The organism is Thalassoglobus neptunius (assembly GCF_007859735.1).
In the GTDB taxonomy this organism is placed as follows: Bacteria; Planctomycetota; Planctomycetia; order Planctomycetales; family Planctomycetaceae; genus Thalassoglobus; species Thalassoglobus neptunius.
This window is the reverse complement of record NZ_SIHI01000006.1, coordinates 14,430-33,322: the sequence shown is the minus strand read 5'-3', so window position 1 is coordinate 33,322 and position 18,893 is coordinate 14,430. Positions and strand designations below refer to the sequence as shown.

Genomic DNA, 18,893 nt, shown 5'->3' with positions numbered 1-18,893 from the left:
TCAATGCGTGGGGAGAAAACGAGCAGGCGTCGCAACAGTTTTTTGAACGAAAGAGGCTCTCGCAAAAACTCCATTCTGTGAGACTTGGGAATGCTGCTAAAGCATCTCAAGGATGGGTTGGCGTAACTCATGGAAGTGATTTGCTCCGAGGAAAACCGTTTTCCACGAAGGAGACCGAAGTTTCATCTTCCGGGCGTACTCCTGCGTCCAGACACCGTAAAAGGCGTACCGACGCCGCTGGAACTCCCATGTGACAGGATGGTAGTCCATTTCCTTCGGTTCGAGAACTTCGTAGGCGAAAACCAGCACGCTTCGAAACCCGTCTCCGAAGACGTCTTCCCACTTGAGAAGGCTGTCGATGTCGTCTTGCATGGCCCAGTTCTGCCAGCTTGGCCGTCCGCCAAACGAGCGTCGGCCTTTGACGTCGATCAACAGATTACTTGTCGTCTGGGAATAGACCACAAAATCCATGGATTTTAACGACTCGTTTCCATGCAGAGCACGGCGAGTTTCGTTGACGGAAACATACGGACGCCTCACCAGTCGCAGCAGTTTTTCGAAGGCGACGTCATAGTGGTTACATCGTTTTGCCATCGTTCGTTTCCGCTTCGACAAACTCGGCGATCGACTTGTAGTCAGACTTCAACGACTGATAGAGCTTTTGGTAAATCGGGTACGCTCGATTGTAACTCGCCTTCGCCGGTGCGTCTGTCTCAGTTTCGGTTTCCACGCGAATGGTCGCTTCACACGCTTCGACGACGTCGGAATAAGCTCCGGTTCCGGCTGCAGCCAACAGGGCCACTCCGAACGCAGGCCCTTCTTCCGCATTGATGGTCACGACGTTCTGACCGTACACGTCCGCCTGCAATTGGCGCCAGAACTTGCTGCGAGCACCACCTCCCGAAACTCGAATCTGTTCGATCGGGATGTTCATCTCCCGGATCAGTTCGAGACAGTCTCGCATCGCAAAGGTGGCCCCTTCCATCACCGAACGGACGAAGTGCGCTTTTTGATGCCGGAGGCTCATTCCCACCCAGGTTCCGCGAGCATGAGGATCAGCATGAGGTGTTCGTTCTCCCGTCAAATATGGCAGAAAGAAGAGCCCTTCCGATCCGGCTGGGGCCTGACCGGCTTCGGCTGTGAGCAATTCATAAGGGTCGACACCCATTCCTTTGGCGGCAGCGACTTCCGCCAGAGCGAACTGATTTCGGTACCATTGAAGACTTCCCCCCGCGGAAAGGACACATCCCATGACATGCCATTTGTCATGCACTGCATGGCAGAACGTATGAATTCTCCCCGCAGCATCAATTTGAACTTCGTCGCTGTGAGCGAAGACAACACCGCTTGTTCCCATCGTTGCCGAAATCACCCCTCGACTGACGATTCCGTTTCCGATCGCACTGGCCGCCTGATCGCCACCGCCACCGACGACAGGAACCCCTTCCGGCAACCCGAGAGCCGCCGAAGCTGCCGCATGCAGCTTGCCGCTCACTTCTTCCGATTCATAAACTTCCGGCAGGAATGCAGGGTCAATTTCGAGTCGGGTCAGCAATTCCTGACTCCACTGGCGACGCCTGACATCGAGCAACAACGTTCCCGATGCATCGCTCACTTCCGAAGCAAACTCTCCGGTGAGGCGATACCGAACATAATCTTTCGGCAAGAGCACCTTGCGAAGCTTCTCATAGTGATGAGGTTCGTGATTGCGAAGCCAGAGGATCTTGGGAGCTGTGAATCCCGTCAGGGCCGGGTTCGCGACCATCTCAATGAGTGCCGTTCGCCCGCCTGCACGCGATTCGATTTCTTCGCACTCTGCCACTGTCCGCTGGTCGTTCCAGAGTAATGCCGGCCGAATCACCTTTCCGTCGGCATCCAGAAACACGGAGCCGTGCATCTGACCGCTCAGGCCGATTCCTTTGACATCCGCAGGAGAGATGTTGCCAGCTGCCAGCACGTTTCGAACGGTTTCCGCCGAAGCAGTCCACCAGTCTTCAGGATCCTGTTCCGACCAGCCCGGATGCGGACTTGAAAGGGGATATTCCGCGGTTGCTGACGCGAGAATCGTTCCATCTTCTTTAATGGCAAGTGTTTTGGTACCACTTGTGCCGATGTCGATTCCTAAAAACACACCCATGCCAGCGATTCCTTTTTCTATGTGAATCAGCGAAGTCGATTGAACCCGCGAAAACGTCGAGAGTAGAATTCTATCAACGATCCAGAATAGGAAATCGACTCGTGGCTGTGTAGCAACAGACATGACCAACTCTTCGTTCCACCCTCCAGTGAGGCACCCGTGACCCAACGATTCCTTGCCACACTTATTTTGATCAGCAGTCTGCCGTTGTCCGCTCCTGCTGAGGAACGACTTCCGGAGAGATTGAGAGAGCGGTTCTGGACGCAGGGCGAGCAGGTTCGCAATGCCTTCGTTCCGGTCATTCGGAACGCACGTCGCGGGACCGTCGAATTTCTGAAAGAGACCGAACCGGTCGCGTTGGGGGCCGTGATTGATGGTGACGGATGGATTTTGACGAAAGCCAGCCAGATTGGCGAAGCTGATTTGGTCACGCTTCAAGATGGCCGACGGGTTCCGTTCGAGTACATCGGGCACGATGTTAAACTCGACCTCGCCCTCGTTCGAGTCAATGCCTCCCGCCTGACTGCAGTGGAATGGGAAACAGAGGAACCGAAGCTGGGAGCGTGGGTCGTCACGACCGGGCAGAAACCGGAACCACTTGGGATCGGAGTGGTCAGCGTCCCCCGCCGGTCGATTGAAAAATCGAGTTCTTACGGTGTCCTGGGAATCGCACTCGTCGATGTCTCTCCCGACGTGGCTGCGATTATCGAATCCGTCTTTCCGAACAGCGGAGCTTCTCGCGCAGGACTCGAAGCCAACGACGAAGTTCTCTCGATCAACTCAAGCCAGATCGCCGGGCGACGGGACTTGATTCGCACAATCCATCAGTATCGCCCGGGAGATACTGTCATCGTCGAAGTCGATCGAGACGGCGAAAAGAAATCATTCAGTGTCACGCTGACTCATCCCTTCGGAGATTTTCTGTCACGAATCGCCTTTCAGCAACAACTGGGCGGTCCACTCAGTTTTCGAAGAGACGACTTCGAGGCGGTCCTCCAACATGACACTGTCCTTCGTCCAGAACAATGTGGCGGACCAGCTGTCAACATCGATGGAAAAGCGATTGGAATCAACATCGCCCGTGCCGGACGGACAGCGAGCTATCTGCTGCCGGCCGATCTCATTCTTCCCAAAATTGAAGCCCTCAAGTCCGGGGAATTCCCTCCCCCGATCGCGCCGCAGTCTGACGCAGACACAGGCGAATGAGCGGCACTCTGGTTGAACATTCGCTCTGTTGATCGACTCTATGCGGCTCGTTTCTGGGCATCCGACGACTTCGCAGCTCGCAGGCGATTGTGCAGCACTTCGGCTGCCCGAGCCAGACCGCCAACTTCCACTATTTCATCAGCCAGATCCGTAATCGCGGACTTCATCGCATTCAGTTCGTCAGGATTGGAAATCAACTGATCGAGATCTTTCGTCATGTCCCGGATATGTCGACTGCGACTCCGGACGACCGGATATTCCGGCATCAATTCCCGACCGGCAATCAGATTCGGAAGCGACATAAACTCGACGGTCAACAGAGCGGTCGCGAGGATGTAAGTCATTAACGACCCACGATACATCACCACAGCTGGTGTCTTGCGTGCCAGCAGTTCCAGACTCACCGACCCCGAAACCATCAGACAGCAATCACTCGATTCAATGACGGCGGAAGTTCGGTCCACATAGAGGTCGATCGGCAATGACGTTCTGTGATTGTCCATCAGTTCTTGACACTTCTCGTAATGCCACTCCTTGTAACACGCCACCATGCACCGCAGATTGGGGTGCTTACCTGCGAGTTCCTCGATGACATTCAGCATCACGGGAAAGTTGCGAAGGACTTCCTGCTTTCGTGAGCCCGGGAGAATTCCGAGATGAATCTTTCCATCCCGGCGTAGGCTTTGAACTTCGTCCGGAGAAATGGGGGGATCCGCAACCTCATCGAAGAAGGGATGACCGACGTATTCGACGTCGACTCCGCGTGACTCGTACCACTCTGCTTCGAATGGAAGAACCGACAAGACGCAATCAATGAGGCGACGCGCTTTGCGAATCCGCCATGGAGCCCATGCCCACAGTTGGGGCGGACAATAATAATAGACCGGGACATTCGCTCGCTTCGCTGCTCGCGCAACCCACCAGTTGAACCCGGGAAAATCAACGAGAACAACGGCATCGGGACGTTCGCGATGAAAGAATTCTTCAGCCTTCTGAACAAGTGACCGAAACTTCTGAATGAGCGGCAGAATCTGATCGATTCCCATCACCGCCAGATCGGTGAGTTGAAACAGGCAGTCCAGACCCTGTGACTGCATTTCCGGTCCACCGAAGCCACTGAAGCGAACTCCCGGTTCGCGCGCCCGAAAGTATCGCATGAGGGCAGCGGCGTGTTCGTCACCGCTTGGTTCACCAACAGAGAGAAAGACGTGCATGAGTGCATCCTTGCGTTCATCAGTCCGAATGGCCGGAATCGTATCAAAATGCCAGCCCGCCGGAAGCGCGAATTTCGTCTCTCCTCCTGAGAGAAAAACCGCGAAAAATGGAACAGGCCCCACCCGAAATCGGAGCGAGGCCTGTTTTGAACGAAGTCATGGACTCTACGAATCGCGTTGAGTCCAAAATGACTGATCGGAAACGACGCAATTCGGAGATGCTGCGGTACTCTCAGAGCGTTTTCTGATTTGGAGTGCACTCACTCGCACGAGCAAACTCAGCCTTTTGCCGAATGAAAGAGTTCAAGCGAGTGCACAGGAAAGAGCAACTTGCTCTATGAGTCCCAGCCGTGAGCATCTCGAACTTCGATCATTTTGCCGAGAATCGTGTTCCAGGTCGATTCGGTTTCGAGCATCGAGTTCGGGAACATACATCCATCCCAGCAGATGTGTTCGATTCCTCGATCGGCTGCTCCCTCGAGCCAGTAGCCAGCACATTTCACAATGTCGAGTTTCCCGTTGGGATCATCGGCCGGACAGTGCTTTCCGGTCTTGTCGTGGCTTCCTGTTCCATGCACGGTTCCGTCGTTCTGGGCGACATGGAAGTCGATCGTCCAGGGACGCAGTGCATCGGTCATCTTTTTGTACGCATCCCAGAAGGCTTCCTCGGAATCACCTTCTTTCAACAAGGCATGCTCCGGAGCGTTGTAGCCCATGAGATACAGGTAGGTGTGCGCCAAATCCGCCTGAAAACCAAGCGATTGAGGCATTCCGACTTCTTCCAGCAGGTTGAGCATATCTCTCCATGAGTGCATCCCAGCCCAGCAGATTTCTCCCTCAGCTGCGAGACGTTCGCCGTTGTCTTCTGCGATCTTCGCAGCTTCACGAAACGTTGCCGCGATTTTCTTGGTGTTCGCCTGAGCGTCTTCGCGCCACTTTTCGACACCGAATTCCGCGGAATCGATGCGGATCACTCCGTATTTGCGAACTCCGTGCTCATTGAAGATTCGGGCAATGCGACAGGCTTTTTCGACAGCTGTCAGAAACTTCTTGCGAGATTCCTCATCCCCCATCGCGGAATCACCCACGGTTCCGGGCCAGACTGGGGCAACGAGAGACCCGACAGCGAATCCATGACTCGCGATTTTGTCGGCGATTTGCCGCAACTCATCGTCACTCGCGTCCGGATCGGTGTGTGGCAGGAACAGAAAGTAATCGATGCCATCAAAACGGGTTCCGTTGACATTCGCCTGTGCTGTCAATTCCAGCATTCGGTCGAGTGAAATCGGAGGATTCTCCGTGCCTTCCTCTTTTCCAACCAGTCCCGGCCACATGGCGTTGTGAAGTTTTGGAAGCGAATGGGCCATGAAACTCTCCTCGAGAAGTCTACGAATTGTGATATGAAAACTCGCATCAGCAAATACGGACTCTCACCGCATCAAACTGCTCAGGCGAGTGCGCAAAATCGAGCAAGCAGTCTCACTCAATCCGACACATGAAGATCTATTGATTGAATCGCTCACAGCATGGCGGATTTCCAGAGATTTGTCGACCGATGGGCGGACGATCCTCAGCACACTTCGGCAACCAGCGAAAATCGTCACAGACGAGCAGTTTCAGACCAGCCCCTGCTTCTTCCGCAGTACCCATTCGGTGGACATTAGCACCACGAAGAGGATCAACGGCGGCCAGCCATCCCAGAGATTGATCGTTCGATACCGCTTGAGTTCCGGCGGAATTCCTTCGTCCAGCAAGCGTGTCAGGAACTCTCCGAAATTCTCCGGGGGAACCACGCTCCCGCCACTCACGCTGGCGATTTCTGACATTAAACCGGGATCCGCGGCCGGGTTGTCCATCTCGATATCACGAGAATCGACGACAAAACGAGTCGACGCCAGCAACCCCAACGAGGCTCCATTGTGTTTCGCGGAGACGCGGACCCAGTAGTCACCCGGTGCTCCTGTTTCCAAAAACTCGCCGATCCCGTGATCGCCGAACCGTTGAGGAGTCACTTTGAGAGTCTCCCCCGAAGGCATCAGAACTTCGACTTCATACTCTGCGTCGGGTATGGCTTCGCCCGATTCGTTCTGAGCCCCGAATTCAATAACCACAGGCATGTGAGGTGCGTAGCTTCGCGGTTCAACGCGAACCCAGACAGGCTGATCGGAGTCGAATTCCTTGTGGGCCAACCAGAGGATGAGCTGCTGCCAGAATCGTTGATGCTCCGCCTGAAATCCTCGGAGATGCCATTTCCAAGTCTCGTCCACTCCCAAAGCGAGCACTCGAGCCCGACCGGTATCTGTGGCGAGAAGAAGGGGGTCTCCGGTTTCGGTCTCTGCCAGCACTTCAACAGCTCCCGACTTCCGTTCGAGTCGGTTGGCCCCTCCCAACAAAGGCAGTCGACGCCAGGCTGAATCGTTTTGAGAACCGGAAAGGCGCATCAGATAGTGATCTTCCCCCGCTTCGGTCGGAAGAAATTTGACTTCTCTCTGCAAATGTCCGTCGGGATTCTCCTGATCGATACGGATTTTTTCGTCCGGCGACATCTTCACTGGCAACAGTGTGGCGAGCGGCGTGTCGGCGTACCCCCCGGCTCCAAAGTTGTGGAGTCCGCCGATCATGATGAGCCCTGCCCCTTCATTGACGCGGAGTGCCAGTTCCCTCAAGAGTTTGTTCCCATCCTTCTGAAAGACCGAAGCTGGGACATCGCCGATGATGAATACGTCGTATTTTCCAGGGGAGAAAAGATCGGGGTCGATATTGGTCTCCTGAGCAAATCGCCCGGAGAGAACGACTTGAGTATCGACTTGAATCTTTGCCGTGTCATTGAGTCTGCGCAGAAACTTCTGTTCGGGACGAGGAACGTCAAAATAGGCAACTTTGAGACCGCCCTTCCTGACGGTGATCAATGTCTCGCGCCGGTTATTGTTGACTTTGACCTCACCCGGGTCGGGAACCACTTCGGCTGCGATTTTGTATTCGCCTGCGCGTTCCGCCACGAAGGACAATTCGACAGGGATCGTCAGCGAATTCTTGTCAGTCTTGAGATCGCGAAACGGTGTGGCATCGACGGACAGCGGAATCTCACGAAACTCACCCGATTCGCCATCGGCCACTCCCGTTCGATCTTCAATCAACAACCGGACCCGAACTTCTTTCCCCGAGGCGCCGTTGAGTTTGACTTGCAGGTGCACAGGCACGGTTTTGCGTTCAAAGGTGACACTTTGATCAAGCTGCATATCTTCGATGGCCAGATCGATGCCGCTTCCCGAAACATCCGAAGTCCCGACAGTCACCGTATGAATGGGAACTCCCAGCTGTTCAGCAAATCGCCGGGCGGCAGCAAGTGGATCGACATCCGCTTCCCCGCCAGCACGCTGAGCCCCGTCGCTCATCAAAATTGCACCGATCAATCGGTCCTGGGAGGAATTTTCCCGAAGCCCGTCGATCGTCTGACCGATGGCGGTGTATTCCCCATCAGCTGTTGGGCTGAGGCTGCTCGACGGGAGTAATTCTGTCGCGAAATCGAGGAACTGAACATCGACCTCATCGCGAAACGCTTCGAGAGTCTCGCCATTTTCTTCGACCAGCTGAACGAGAACTTCGCGTCGCGTGAGATCGCCGGCTCCGTCGGGGGTCGACATGCTTCGAGATTGATCGAGAAGCACAGTCAGCCTCGACGATTGATGGTCCATCTCGCTGATTTGAATCGATGGCCTGAGCATTGCGACGATCAGAATCAGTGCAGAAACCAGTCGAAGGCCGATGAGAATTCTCCGCCATCCGGGAGAAAGGTGCCGGACCCGACGCGGATAGGTCCACAGCAGGACCCCGAGCATCACGATGATCGTCACGACGACCAAGGGCCAGTTCCAAACTGGTTGGATTACAAATCGCATTCGTCTCAATCGAGTGACAGGGAAAACAAACCGTTGGAGAGTTGAATCAGTCTAAATCATCTTCGTCTGAGGTTGGCAGCCATTTGTACGCGTAAACGCTGCATTCATCAAAAGATACGAACCGGGTGAGTACAAAGAAACTGCCGCAAACGTTTATGCAGTGAATGGAAGTTCCCACGAATTGAACGGGAACGCGCTTGTCATGAATTCGGACCACAAACCGTACGTTGCCTTTCGTGAATACGTTTCCTTTCGTGAAAATGATGAATGCCAATGGCACGGAAGGAGACGAACTCACTGCCCCCAACTCTCTGGAAACTGCTTCCTCGCTGGGGAAAATGCACGTTGCCTGAGGCTCTCCGCTTCAATGACTCAGCATCTTTAGCAACACAACATTGTCAGCGAAGACCTCGTGACGAACAACCGAACGACTGAGCGAAATTGAACAATTCGACAGTGTTCACACAGCGGCTGATGCAATTCGATGAACGAGAAGAACTTCGAGAGAGATGCTCCGTGGAATCAGTGGTCACAAATTCGGTGCAGTGACGCTCTAAAGTCAGCCCATCGATCACGCAGCACGGAATGAGAACGTCGATTTCAAAAGCAATCGACGATGCGCGAAAGCGTTCAGCGCAAAAAGAAGGGCTGCTCGACCAAGGGATCGAGCAGCCACTGCCTGAGACGTCTATCCTCTCACCTAGGGGGGGGGCGGTTTGAGGACAAATCAAGAGGTCTAGCACTTCTTGAAGTAAGAGTCCGCGGTCTCTGTTCCGCACGCCAGATCAGATCTGACGTGCGTCTGCGGACAGAAATCAAACACCGTTGAGAAAACCTAGTTAGGAATTCCGAGGAGTTCTTCCTCTTCTTCCTGAATGATGATCCGAGGAGTGACCATCAGCATCAGGCTTTCCGTTTCTCGTCCCACACCAGTGTTCTTGAACAACCGGCTGATGTAAGGGACTTTGTTGAGGATTGGAACACCGGCCATGTTTCGACCTTCGCGGAGAGTTTTCACACCCCCGAGAAGAATCGTTCCACCGTCGGGAACACTCACTGTCGTGGTTAGAAGGACGAGGTCCTGAACCGGCTGTTGGATGGTCACGGTTCCGGCAGCACCTTGCTGGTTGTTGTTACCACCAGCTCCGCCGAGTCCACCGCCACCGCCAACTCCGCCGCCACCGCCGCCGCCGACTCCACCGCCGCCACCGACACCACCGCCGACGCCGCCACCAGCTCCACCGCCAACACCACCAGCACCACCGCCGATGTTAATGTTTCCACCCTGACCAGTTCCGGTCGTGAAGGTGAACACGTCGGTGATTGTTGAGAAGAACGGAGAAACTGTGAGTCGAACATATCGACGATCTGCGGAAACCACAGCGTTCACACTCAGGCTGATTCCATCCAGGAAGGTTTGAACCGTCGGTTGGAATCCAATCTGGAAGTTACTCACCACTGGCTGGACAGATGTCACGAATGGGACCTGCAAACCACTGACGATGTTACCACCACGACCGTTGAAGAGTGTAATCTTCGGAGCGAACATGATGTTCGAACGTCGGTCACCTTGAGCAGCACGGACAAACATGAAGGCTTCGATGTCGCTCAGAATCGCCATTCCGAACTCGATCCCTGCTGTTGGTTCAAATCCACCAAACTGAGGAGCTGAGAGTTCGAACGATCCCTGTCGGAACGGAATGTCCAGTTCTGGGGAGAACTGCTCTGTTCCGTTGACCAGACCAACGACTGTGTTGGAAGGCCAGTTGTCGCGACCGATCAGGTTGAGAGTTGGGCCAGCACCGAATGGAGCGAGTCCACCTCCGCCGTTCGCACCGGCACCGCCAGCATTTCCGCCACCACCTGCGTTTCCACCACCTCCACCAGTCGCGTTTCCTCCGAAGGTTGGATCTGTCCCACCGAAGCGGCGAATTGGAGTGAAGTCGTCGTTCACAACAGGGCCACCAACTGTGTCCTGAATGTTGAAGTCGAAGTCGATTCCGATCTGTTCGAAGAACTGATCGCTCACGGTGATGAAGCGAACTTCAATGGTCACCTGCAAGTCTTGCAGTCTTCGCAGTTGCTCCAGAAGATCTTCGATTTCCTGGTGAGCTTTCTGAGTCTGACGAATCACGAGGCTCAAAGTACTTTCGTGATTGGTGATGGCACCCTCTCCACCAACTTCATCCCAGGTATCAGGGGAAATGGTGGTCGTGATCAGATCAGAGAGAACATCAAAGTCAAACTCGGAAGATTCTGGTCCGTTCAGTCCCTGGCTTCCACCGGGAGTTCCACCGATTCCGTTCATTCCGTTTGGAGCACCAAATGGGTTGGCAGGAACCTGTGAGAATCCGTTCCCCATGGAAGGAACTGTTGGATGGCTTTGGAATCCACCGTTGTTGAACTGATTGAAGTTCGATCCGGGTTGTGCCTTCACAGTCGTTGGACCGGAAGAGATTGGAACGACAAGGTCTGCCACCTGGTAAACCAGTGTCTTCATCTCACCCTGCTGACGCAGCTGGCTGGTCACCATCAGGATTTCGTTGTCGATCACATAGTCGAGACCAAGCGGACGCAACAGGAGGTTCAATGCACTTCGCAGTTGAATTCCGTCCACGTTGATGCTGACAGGGGTGCTGCCAGTCAGGCCTTCTTCACTCAGTCCCGCTTCATCAGCAGAGATGTTGATTCCCTGTGTGTCTCCGATGAATCGAAGAACTTCGACCAACGGTGCACCGTCAAAGTGCAATGAGACAGGCTTTCGCAGGCTGTTGTAGACCTGCATTTCGCTTTCGGTGTGTTCGCGAGCGTCTGCACGTCCTGGTTGACGTCGAGCTTTGATGTCTGCGAAGTTCTTGGCGTAAGCCAGAGGACGATCGTCTCCGACCGGGCTGACAGAAGCCTGTTCAACATCCATCAGAGTTTCGAAGAAGCTTTCTTCCTTGTTGCTTCGCAGTTCCTGATTTCGCTGATCTCGCCATGCAAAGGTCGTTTGCAGTTTGGCTGCGATGACAGCTGGGTTTTCAGGATCAAGTTCTTCAGCCTGTTTCGCTTTCGCGAGTGCTTCCGCGTAGCGTCGTTGATCGTAGAGTTTGTTGTACTCGTCGATCAGTTCTGCGATTTCCTGTTCGACGCGAACTCGTTCTTCGATTTCACGACGAATGAGGTCTTTGGTCTCTGCGTTCTTACGTTCAAGTTCCAGGATTGGAGCTTTCTGGTCCATGTAAGAGACAATGCTTTCACGAGCACTGCTGACTGAAGAAACCAGTGCGGAAGACTGCTGTTCGCTCAAGCTGGATGTCTTGATGGCTGCCAAAGTCTGATCGAGCACTTCCAACGCTTTGGCTGGCTGTGAGTCTCGAAGCTTCTCAGCACGGTAGATCGCGTTGAGGCTGTCAGTTCGAAGCTGATCGAAGACGATCTGCTGCTCTCCCACAACTCGGTCAAGCTGACCAGCGGCAGGATTGTACTGCTCGTTGCTGGCTTGAACGATTGGTGAGTTTCGGCGAGGTGCCAGTTCACGAAGTTTGTCCTGAAGCTGCTGTTGACGATAAGCGTCGAGCTGTTCGCCAGAGTTGTAAGCTTGCAGGAACATTTCGTAAGCGGTGTTGCGGTCACCTTGCTTCAACGCCTGGACACCATGATCGTAGAGTTCGGTTGCTGATCCGCCAGCAGTCACAACTCGCTGAGTTGATGTCGTTGATCGAGCTTCTGGTGCGGGTGAAGTCATGTTCAATCCGCTGGCTGCCAGAGCTGGAGCTGCACTGAATGGGCTGGCTCCGCTGGCTGCTGCCTGATCAATTTCCGTCAACAATCGTTCTGGGCTGTCTTCGAAGAGATCGTAAGTCACTTCGAGGTCACTCGCTTGAGCAACTTTCGCTCGTGCATCGTCGAAACGACCTGCTTCGAGATCTGCTCGGGCTGCCTGCAAGAGCTCAGTTGCCTGGCTCTTCATTGTTTCCCGTCCCATTGGAGCAGGAACTTGAGCGTTGCTGGCCAGACCAGCTGCTGAGCCCTGTTCGCGAGCGGCGACCAGACGATCGAGATCTTCACGAGCAACGTCTGGGGTGTCATCGAACAATCCAAACGCCACATCGATCTGCTCTGCTTTTGCGATGTGATCCTGTGCGGCTTCCAGCTGTCCCTGACGCATTGCTTCGCGAGCTTCTGCGAGGTGAGCTGCTGCCTGTTCTTTCTTGTCAGTCTGATCAGCACTTGCCACAGGGAATGCTGCAGCAGCACCTTGTGGAGTCTGGGAACCAGCTGATTGAGCTTCGTGGGATCGAACATCCTGCAACACGAGTGCGGGACGATCGTCGAAGAGTTGATAAGACACCTGCAATTGGTCAGCTTCGCTGGCTTTGCTTTTTGCAGTTTCAAGATCGCCTGCGCTGAGCGCGGTTCGAGCTTCCTGTAGCAAACTCAGCGCACGGGTCCGATCCTCATCAGAACCAGTCGACTGTTCAGCACGGTCAGGAGTCGCGGCAAAGATCTCCCTTCCCGACTGCTGAGCAATCTTCGTCAACAGATACTCTGGGGACTCTTCAGTCACGTCCCAGGAAACGTCGAGCTTCTTGGCATCAAGCACGAGGAGTTGAGCTTCTCCGTAGTACCCTTGTGCGATTTTCTCTTTCGCTGCCTGAAGCAGTGCCACTGCTTCGGCTTTTGGATCCTGTGAAGTCGTGGCGGGTGCGACGACTTCAGCATTGACCTGCTGAATTCCACCTTCGGAAGGGGTCTGTTCTGAATTCAGAGACGCCATCTCAGCGGATGGGCCTTCTGGGTTGGCAGGTTGAAAACGAGCAATCTCGTAAAGAACCTGTTCCGGTTTCAGATCGAAGACTCCGTATTGGACTTCGAGCTGTTTGACTTGCTCGACTTTTTGACGGGCAAGGTCAAAACGTCGATTTGCAATGTCTTCCCGAGCTGAACTCAGCATCGTTTGAGACAATTGCAACCGCTCTTCTGGCGATTTAGGAATCGTCAGCGGCGGAAGTTTTGGGGCTGGCGTTCCCTGAATCTGGGCAATCACCGACTGTGGTGAGAGTGTTCCGGGAGCGTATGTCAGATGAGATTCCTGCGACAAACGAGTCGCAACGGCAGCAAGACGCAATGCTTCCTGCTTTTCTCCGGCCTGCAGCTTGGCCTGAGCCTGCCGCAGATAGTCATTCACCCGTCGACGGTTGGCTTCCAGACCGGTCGTTGAACCGGCTGGAGTCGCCGCAGGTGTTGAAGCGGTCTGACGTTGATACCGTTCAAACGGATTCTCAACCGCAGCCGCGGGATCCTGAGCGTGGCTGCTAGAGCCAAGCCATGCACCGGCGGTTAATACACCGCCACAAATTAGTAGTCCCATAAACTTGTACAATGTCGGTCCCTCCTTGGAGCCCTGACGGGGTTCGTACTGTCTCTTGCGATGTCGCACCATGACTCGTTTTGCCGCTGCTATGAGGATTGGAAGCTGACCTCAAGCCAGGCGAGTCATCGCACCACAGATTTCTCCATGACGTTGACGAGTCGATCCCTGACTCTCGGACGTTGAGACGAAATGTCGTTGAGAAGTGAAGTAAGTAGTTCAGTGAGTTGAAAACGCTAATAACTCAGTCCGTTTTGATGGGTCAATACGGGAGTTGGTGGAATTCCAAATTCCGCCGTTTCGATGACTTGTTTCGGCAGCACTCGCCGAATCTGGAGTTCTTCAGAAATTGTAACCAGACATCTTGTCAGGCTGTGACTACTGAAGAGTGACTCCGCCACCGAAAAATCCCTCATCGAACATCGTTTCGATCACCGCCTGGTCTTTGAGTTCGGCGATGATTGTTTCCACTTGTTCTTCCTGGCGTCTATTAATGAGCGACTTCCGGATCTCTTCCTGCACTTCCTCAAACGGGGTGTAAGACGCAGGACGATGCCCGGTGAGCTTGACCACCAGGAATGCTTTGTCTGTTTCAATTGTCTGGCTCAAGTTCCCCACGGGGAGTTCCGCCAGAGATTTTCGGACCTCAACATTTGCGATACTCTGAGGCTGGGTCCAGTCCCAGTGTCCCCCGGAATCTTTCAGAGGACCATCGGAATACTTCTTGACAAGATCAGTGAATTCAGATCCGGCTTTCAGCTCAGCAATCGCTTTGTTGTAAACCTCGCCTGCCCGACTGCGAGAGCCATGCGAGGCAAACGTCACCTGAAGCTGTTGCCATTTGACTTGCTCCGGCTGAGCATATTCTTCACGTCGCCGATTGTATTCTTCGAGCAGTTCCGCTCGTGTGACAGGTGCATCCTGTGTCACCCGTCCTTTGATGTATTCACCGGCCAGCTGTCGGTCACCGAACATTTCTCGCAGAGTCACCAGCGACATCCCCTGTTGCTGGAGAGCACCTTCGAGTTCTGCAAGGTTGCTGACCTGAGCCTTCGCCTTCATTTTTTCGATTTCAATATCGAAGAACTTATCGAGCTGTTCGTCGATCGCAGAAAGTTGCTCTTCGGTGAGCTTGGACTTCACCTCATTGACCATGATGGTCTGTTCAATCTGAGGAGGCAGTTCCCGCTTGATGATTCCTTCCTGAGCTTTGCGAATTTCGCTGGCAGGAAGTTGCTTGCTCGCCTGAGCGAGTTTTGCTGCGTATGGTTCGAGGACCTGACCAGCGAGAATGGGAGTTCCATTGACGCGAGCAATGACAGTGGTCATCGACAATGGGGCCTCGGTATCGAAGCTTGCCTGCTGGATCACTCCCTGAGCATCCGCAGCTCGAGCAATTTGCTCGGCATTGTCATATCGGGGAGGTGGCGGGCCAACGACGGGATTCGCCACATCGTAGCTACGATTGCCGGAGCAACCAAATACTGAAACAACCGCCAGGATGATGAGGATTCGGGACATGGGCCAAACTTGTCGTACATCTGATTCACAGAATCGCATGTGACCGAGCGTGAGGACACAACGAACGGTGAAACCAGACTCTGCTTGGCTTCGGAATTTTGCGGGCTGTGTAGGGGGAGCCAGAAAAATCCGAAACCGTGAATTCACTGGGGAAAAACCCGGTTGGCGGAGGAGAGGGACTGGCTTATATCCCGGCTTCGAGAATTAACGCAACACGGATTTTAGAAACTCGACTAAATCTGCCCCCAGAAGGGCCTTTTTCGGCAAGACAAGGTACGCATTCTGCCGGTCGACGATCCTCAGCTTCTTTTTCAGCCGTCCCGCAAGAGTGTGGATTCGTTGTGGATCGGAATAACTCAAGACTGCAAACCGATCCTCTTCAAGACGAATCTGATCGACGCCCCATTGATACGCGTATAACTCAAGTTCTTTCATACTAATGAATTGCGCACCTTCGTCGGGAATTGGCCCGAATCGGTCGCGAATTTCATCTGTCACTTCCTGCAGCTCTTTGAGCGTCGCCACTGACGAAAGTTTCCGATACACGTCAATCTTGTGGCGCCCCGGGGGAATATAGGGACTGGGTAAGTATGCAGTGACCGGAAGGTCGAGATTGACATGCGGACTTTCTCGCTCCGGAAGATCTTTAAGCCGACGCACGGAGTTTTCAAGAAGTTGACAATACAACTCGTAGCCGACTGTTGAGATGTGCCCGCTTTGCTCGGTTCCCAGAATATTCCCTGCCCCGCGGATTTCGAGATCCCGCATCGAAATCTTGAACCCAGCTCCCAGCTCACTGAATTCTTCGATCGCCTTGAGTCGACGAGCCGCAACCGTCGAAAGCGTTTTCCCTTCGCCGACTAGGAGATAGCAATACGCCCGATGTTTGTCTCGTCCGACGCGTCCCCGCAACTGATGCAAATCTGCAAGCCCATAATTCTCTGCCTGATGGATGAACATCGTATTGGCAGTCGGAATGTCGAGCCCGCTCTCGATGATCGTCGTCGCGACCAGAATATCTGCTTTGCCGTTCACGAACTTGACCATGTTCTCTTCAAGTTCTTCCGGCCCCATCTGACCGTGAGCGATCACAATTTCGGCTTCGGGAACGATCTGCTGCAATCTGTCCGCGATTTTGCGGATGTCGTACACGCGATTGTGCACAAAATAGACTTGTCCCCCCCGGTTGAACTCACGCATCACCGCTGAACGGATCAGATCGCCATCCCAACGGCAGATTCGTGTTTCAATCGGCAGACGTTCTTGCGGAGGAGTGGTCAGGTTTGAGATGTCCCGAATTCCCAATAGCGAAAGATGCAACGTCCGCGGAATTGGTGTCGCACTTAACGTCAACACATCCACATTCAACCGGAGTTGCTTCAACATCTCCTTCGCCGCCACTCCGAAACGCTGTTCTTCATCGACGATCAGAAGTCCCAAGTTGCGAAACTGGACATCCTGTTGAACGATTCGGTGCGTCCCGATCACGATATCGACACTACCTTCCTGGAGTTTTTTCAGGAGTTTCCGTTGTTGACCTCTGGTTTTGAAACGGGACAAAACATCGATCTGAATCGGAAAATCGGCCATTCGAGAAACGAACGATCGATAGTGTTGCTGCGCCAGAACGGTCGTCGGAACAAGCACTGCCACTTGCCGTCCGGCATCAACCATTTTAAAGGCCGCCCGCATTGCGACTTCCGTTTTTCCGAAACCGACATCCCCACAAATCAGCCGATCCATCGGCTTCAAATCCATCAAGTCGCGCTTGATGTCATCAATTGCCAGCGATTGATCGTTGGTTTCAACGAACGGAAACGACGTATCAAACTCCTGCTGCCAGCGAGAATCGGGAGGGCACGCCATTCCCGTTTGCATGGCCCGTTGAGCTTGCAGCTTCAACATGTCCGAAGCCATGTCGGAGACGGCATCAGCGACCTTCTTTTTGTTCTTCGCCCAAGTCGAACCTCCAACTTTCGAAAGTCGCGGCGCGCCTTTGGACGCACCGATGTACTTCTGCACGAGGTGAATCAACGTGACCGGCACAAAAATTCGAACGCCATCCCGGAATTCGATAATCAGATGCTCTTCCTGTTCTCCTTCCTGATCGAGAAGTTTCATCCCGAGATAGCGACCGATTCCATGCGTTAGGTGGACAACCAGATCACCTTCGTTGAGATCGAGAAAGCTGTCGATGGCGCGACTGGCGATCCGCTTGTTCTTCGACTTCGCCGGTGCCCGCACATGCACACGGTTAAACAGTTCGTTGTCGCTGAGAACGACCGTATTCGCGAAGACAAGTCGGTAACCCTGAGTGACCGCTCCGATGCAGAGTCGCACACGCTTGAAGAGTTCCGCATGCTCTTCCTGAATCAGCTCCGAAAGACGTTCCCGCTCACCTTCGTTGTGGCATGCAATGAGGACTTGTTCTTCCGCCCCGACAACCGTCGCGAGTTCTTGAATCACCTCATTCTTCGGACCGGAAAATCGCTCGGTCGATTCAATCTGTAAATGGCTTGTGATCTCAAAGCTGGCTTCAGCCAGTGCCGCGACAGACACCGTCGGCTTTTCCGTACACTTCGCCAACGTCGCATCGACACTGTACAGCCCCCGCGGATTCTCAAGCCGCTGAAGATACTTCTTTCCCTCGTCGACAAGATCCGTGAGTTCTGAAATCATGATCCAGCTGTTTTCTGGCAATGAATCCAGAAAACTCGCCGTTCCCAATGGTTCAGATGTTGTCTCATCAGCGGGAGCGACCGCAATGAGCCTCGACTCTTTCAGATCCTCAACCTTGCGCTGTGTTTCAACGTCAAACGATCGCAGTGAATCAATCTCGTCGCCGAACAGTTCCATTCGGATCGGGTCGATGGCATCGGGCGGAAAGAGATCAATAATTCCCCCATGGACCGCGAATTCACCCGGTTTTTCGATTGCAGGAACTCGCTCGAAACCGCGATCGACAAGCCATTTGAGGAGTTCTTCCGAGTCAATGACTTCGCCGATTTTCAGCAATCGGGTCGATGACTCCCGTTCCGACCGAGCTGGGACAGGCTGCAACAAAGCCGGAAGTGTCGTGACGATGATCTTCGGACAGGCTCCGGATTCCATCGACTGCAGAACTCGCAGCCTCGCTCCAAAAACCGAATCCGAAACAGAGTGCTCCTTCGGAAGTGCCTCCCAAGCTGGAAAGATCACTGGCGAATCATCGAGAAACGAAGCCAGATCGAGGGCAAAATCTTCGACTTCGCTGATTCGCGGGAGCACGATCAGAAGCGGTCCCGGTGCAGATTCGGCAATTGTCGTTGCCACCAGCGCGCATGATGATCCCCACGCGCCATCAATCGTTCCACTTGAACCGCGTCGCAGTGCAGCGACGACAGACTGAAACGATTCAACGTCACTCAGCGTTTGAACAAGATCCGGCAACTCCCGGATTTCATGCTGTTGGCCGGGCATTTTTCGTAAAGAACTGTAGCAATGGCGTCAAATTTATTCCAATCTTGCTGTTTGAGAAACATGCGGAAAACCGAACAGCCCAGTGCGTGTCTCTATTTTCC

At 53.9% G+C, this 18,893-nt stretch carries 9 protein-coding genes; 1 reads left to right on the top strand and 8 read right to left on the bottom strand.

Annotation, left to right across the window (positions count from 1 at the left end):
* Nucleotides 1–96: 96 nt before the first annotated feature.
* Both KOR42_RS14095 and xylB read right to left on the bottom strand, forming a co-directional pair.
* Entirely contained in the window at nt 97–594 is a 498-nt protein-coding gene (locus tag KOR42_RS14095) for an HYExAFE family protein (RefSeq protein ID WP_146510476.1), read from the bottom strand.
* Nucleotides 578–2,137 (bottom strand): xylulokinase, encoded by a 1,560-nt coding sequence (gene xylB, locus KOR42_RS14090; RefSeq protein ID WP_146510475.1) that lies wholly within the window; start codon nt 2,135–2,137, stop codon nt 578–580. The genes KOR42_RS14095 and xylB overlap by 17 nt, the downstream gene beginning before the upstream one ends.
* Nucleotides 2,138–2,296: 159 nt before the next feature.
* On the opposite strand from xylB, the gene KOR42_RS14085 reads away from it, so the two are divergent.
* A complete protein-coding gene (locus tag KOR42_RS14085) occupies nt 2,297–3,343 on the top strand; it encodes a S1C family serine protease (protein ID WP_197441185.1) in 1,047 nt (348 codons plus the stop codon).
* Nucleotides 3,344–3,381: 38 nt separating this feature from the next.
* On the opposite strand, the gene lpxB is transcribed toward KOR42_RS14085, so the two are convergent.
* From lpxB to mfd, 6 genes are all read right to left on the bottom strand, one after another.
* On the bottom strand, nt 3,382–4,557 hold the full coding sequence (lpxB, locus tag KOR42_RS14080; protein WP_146510473.1) for a lipid-A-disaccharide synthase: 1,176 nt from the start codon (nt 4,555–4,557) through the stop codon (nt 3,382–3,384).
* A 335-nt stretch (nt 4,558–4,892) separates the two neighbouring features.
* Nucleotides 4,893–5,924 carry a sugar phosphate isomerase/epimerase family protein gene (locus tag KOR42_RS14075; RefSeq protein ID WP_146510472.1) on the bottom strand — a complete coding sequence of 344 codons (1,032 nt, stop codon included), beginning with the start codon at nt 5,922–5,924 and terminating at the stop codon, nt 4,893–4,895.
* A 249-nt stretch (nt 5,925–6,173) separates the two neighbouring features.
* Nucleotides 6,174–8,456, bottom strand: a complete 2,283-nt coding sequence (locus KOR42_RS14070) for a glutamine amidotransferase (RefSeq protein WP_146510471.1) — start codon at nt 8,454–8,456, stop codon at nt 6,174–6,176.
* 835 nt (nt 8,457–9,291) lie between these two features.
* A complete protein-coding gene (locus tag KOR42_RS26675; RefSeq protein ID WP_197441184.1) occupies nt 9,292–13,824 on the bottom strand; it encodes a hypothetical protein in 4,533 nt (1,510 codons plus the stop codon).
* A gap of 366 nt (nt 13,825–14,190) precedes the next feature.
* A complete protein-coding gene (locus tag KOR42_RS14055) occupies nt 14,191–15,333 on the bottom strand; it encodes a peptidylprolyl isomerase (RefSeq protein WP_197441183.1) in 1,143 nt (380 codons plus the stop codon).
* 204 nt (nt 15,334–15,537) lie between these two features.
* Entirely contained in the window at nt 15,538–18,792 is a 3,255-nt protein-coding gene (gene mfd / locus KOR42_RS14050) for a transcription-repair coupling factor (protein ID WP_146510469.1), read from the bottom strand.
* Between the last annotated feature and the right edge of the window lie 101 nt (nt 18,793–18,893).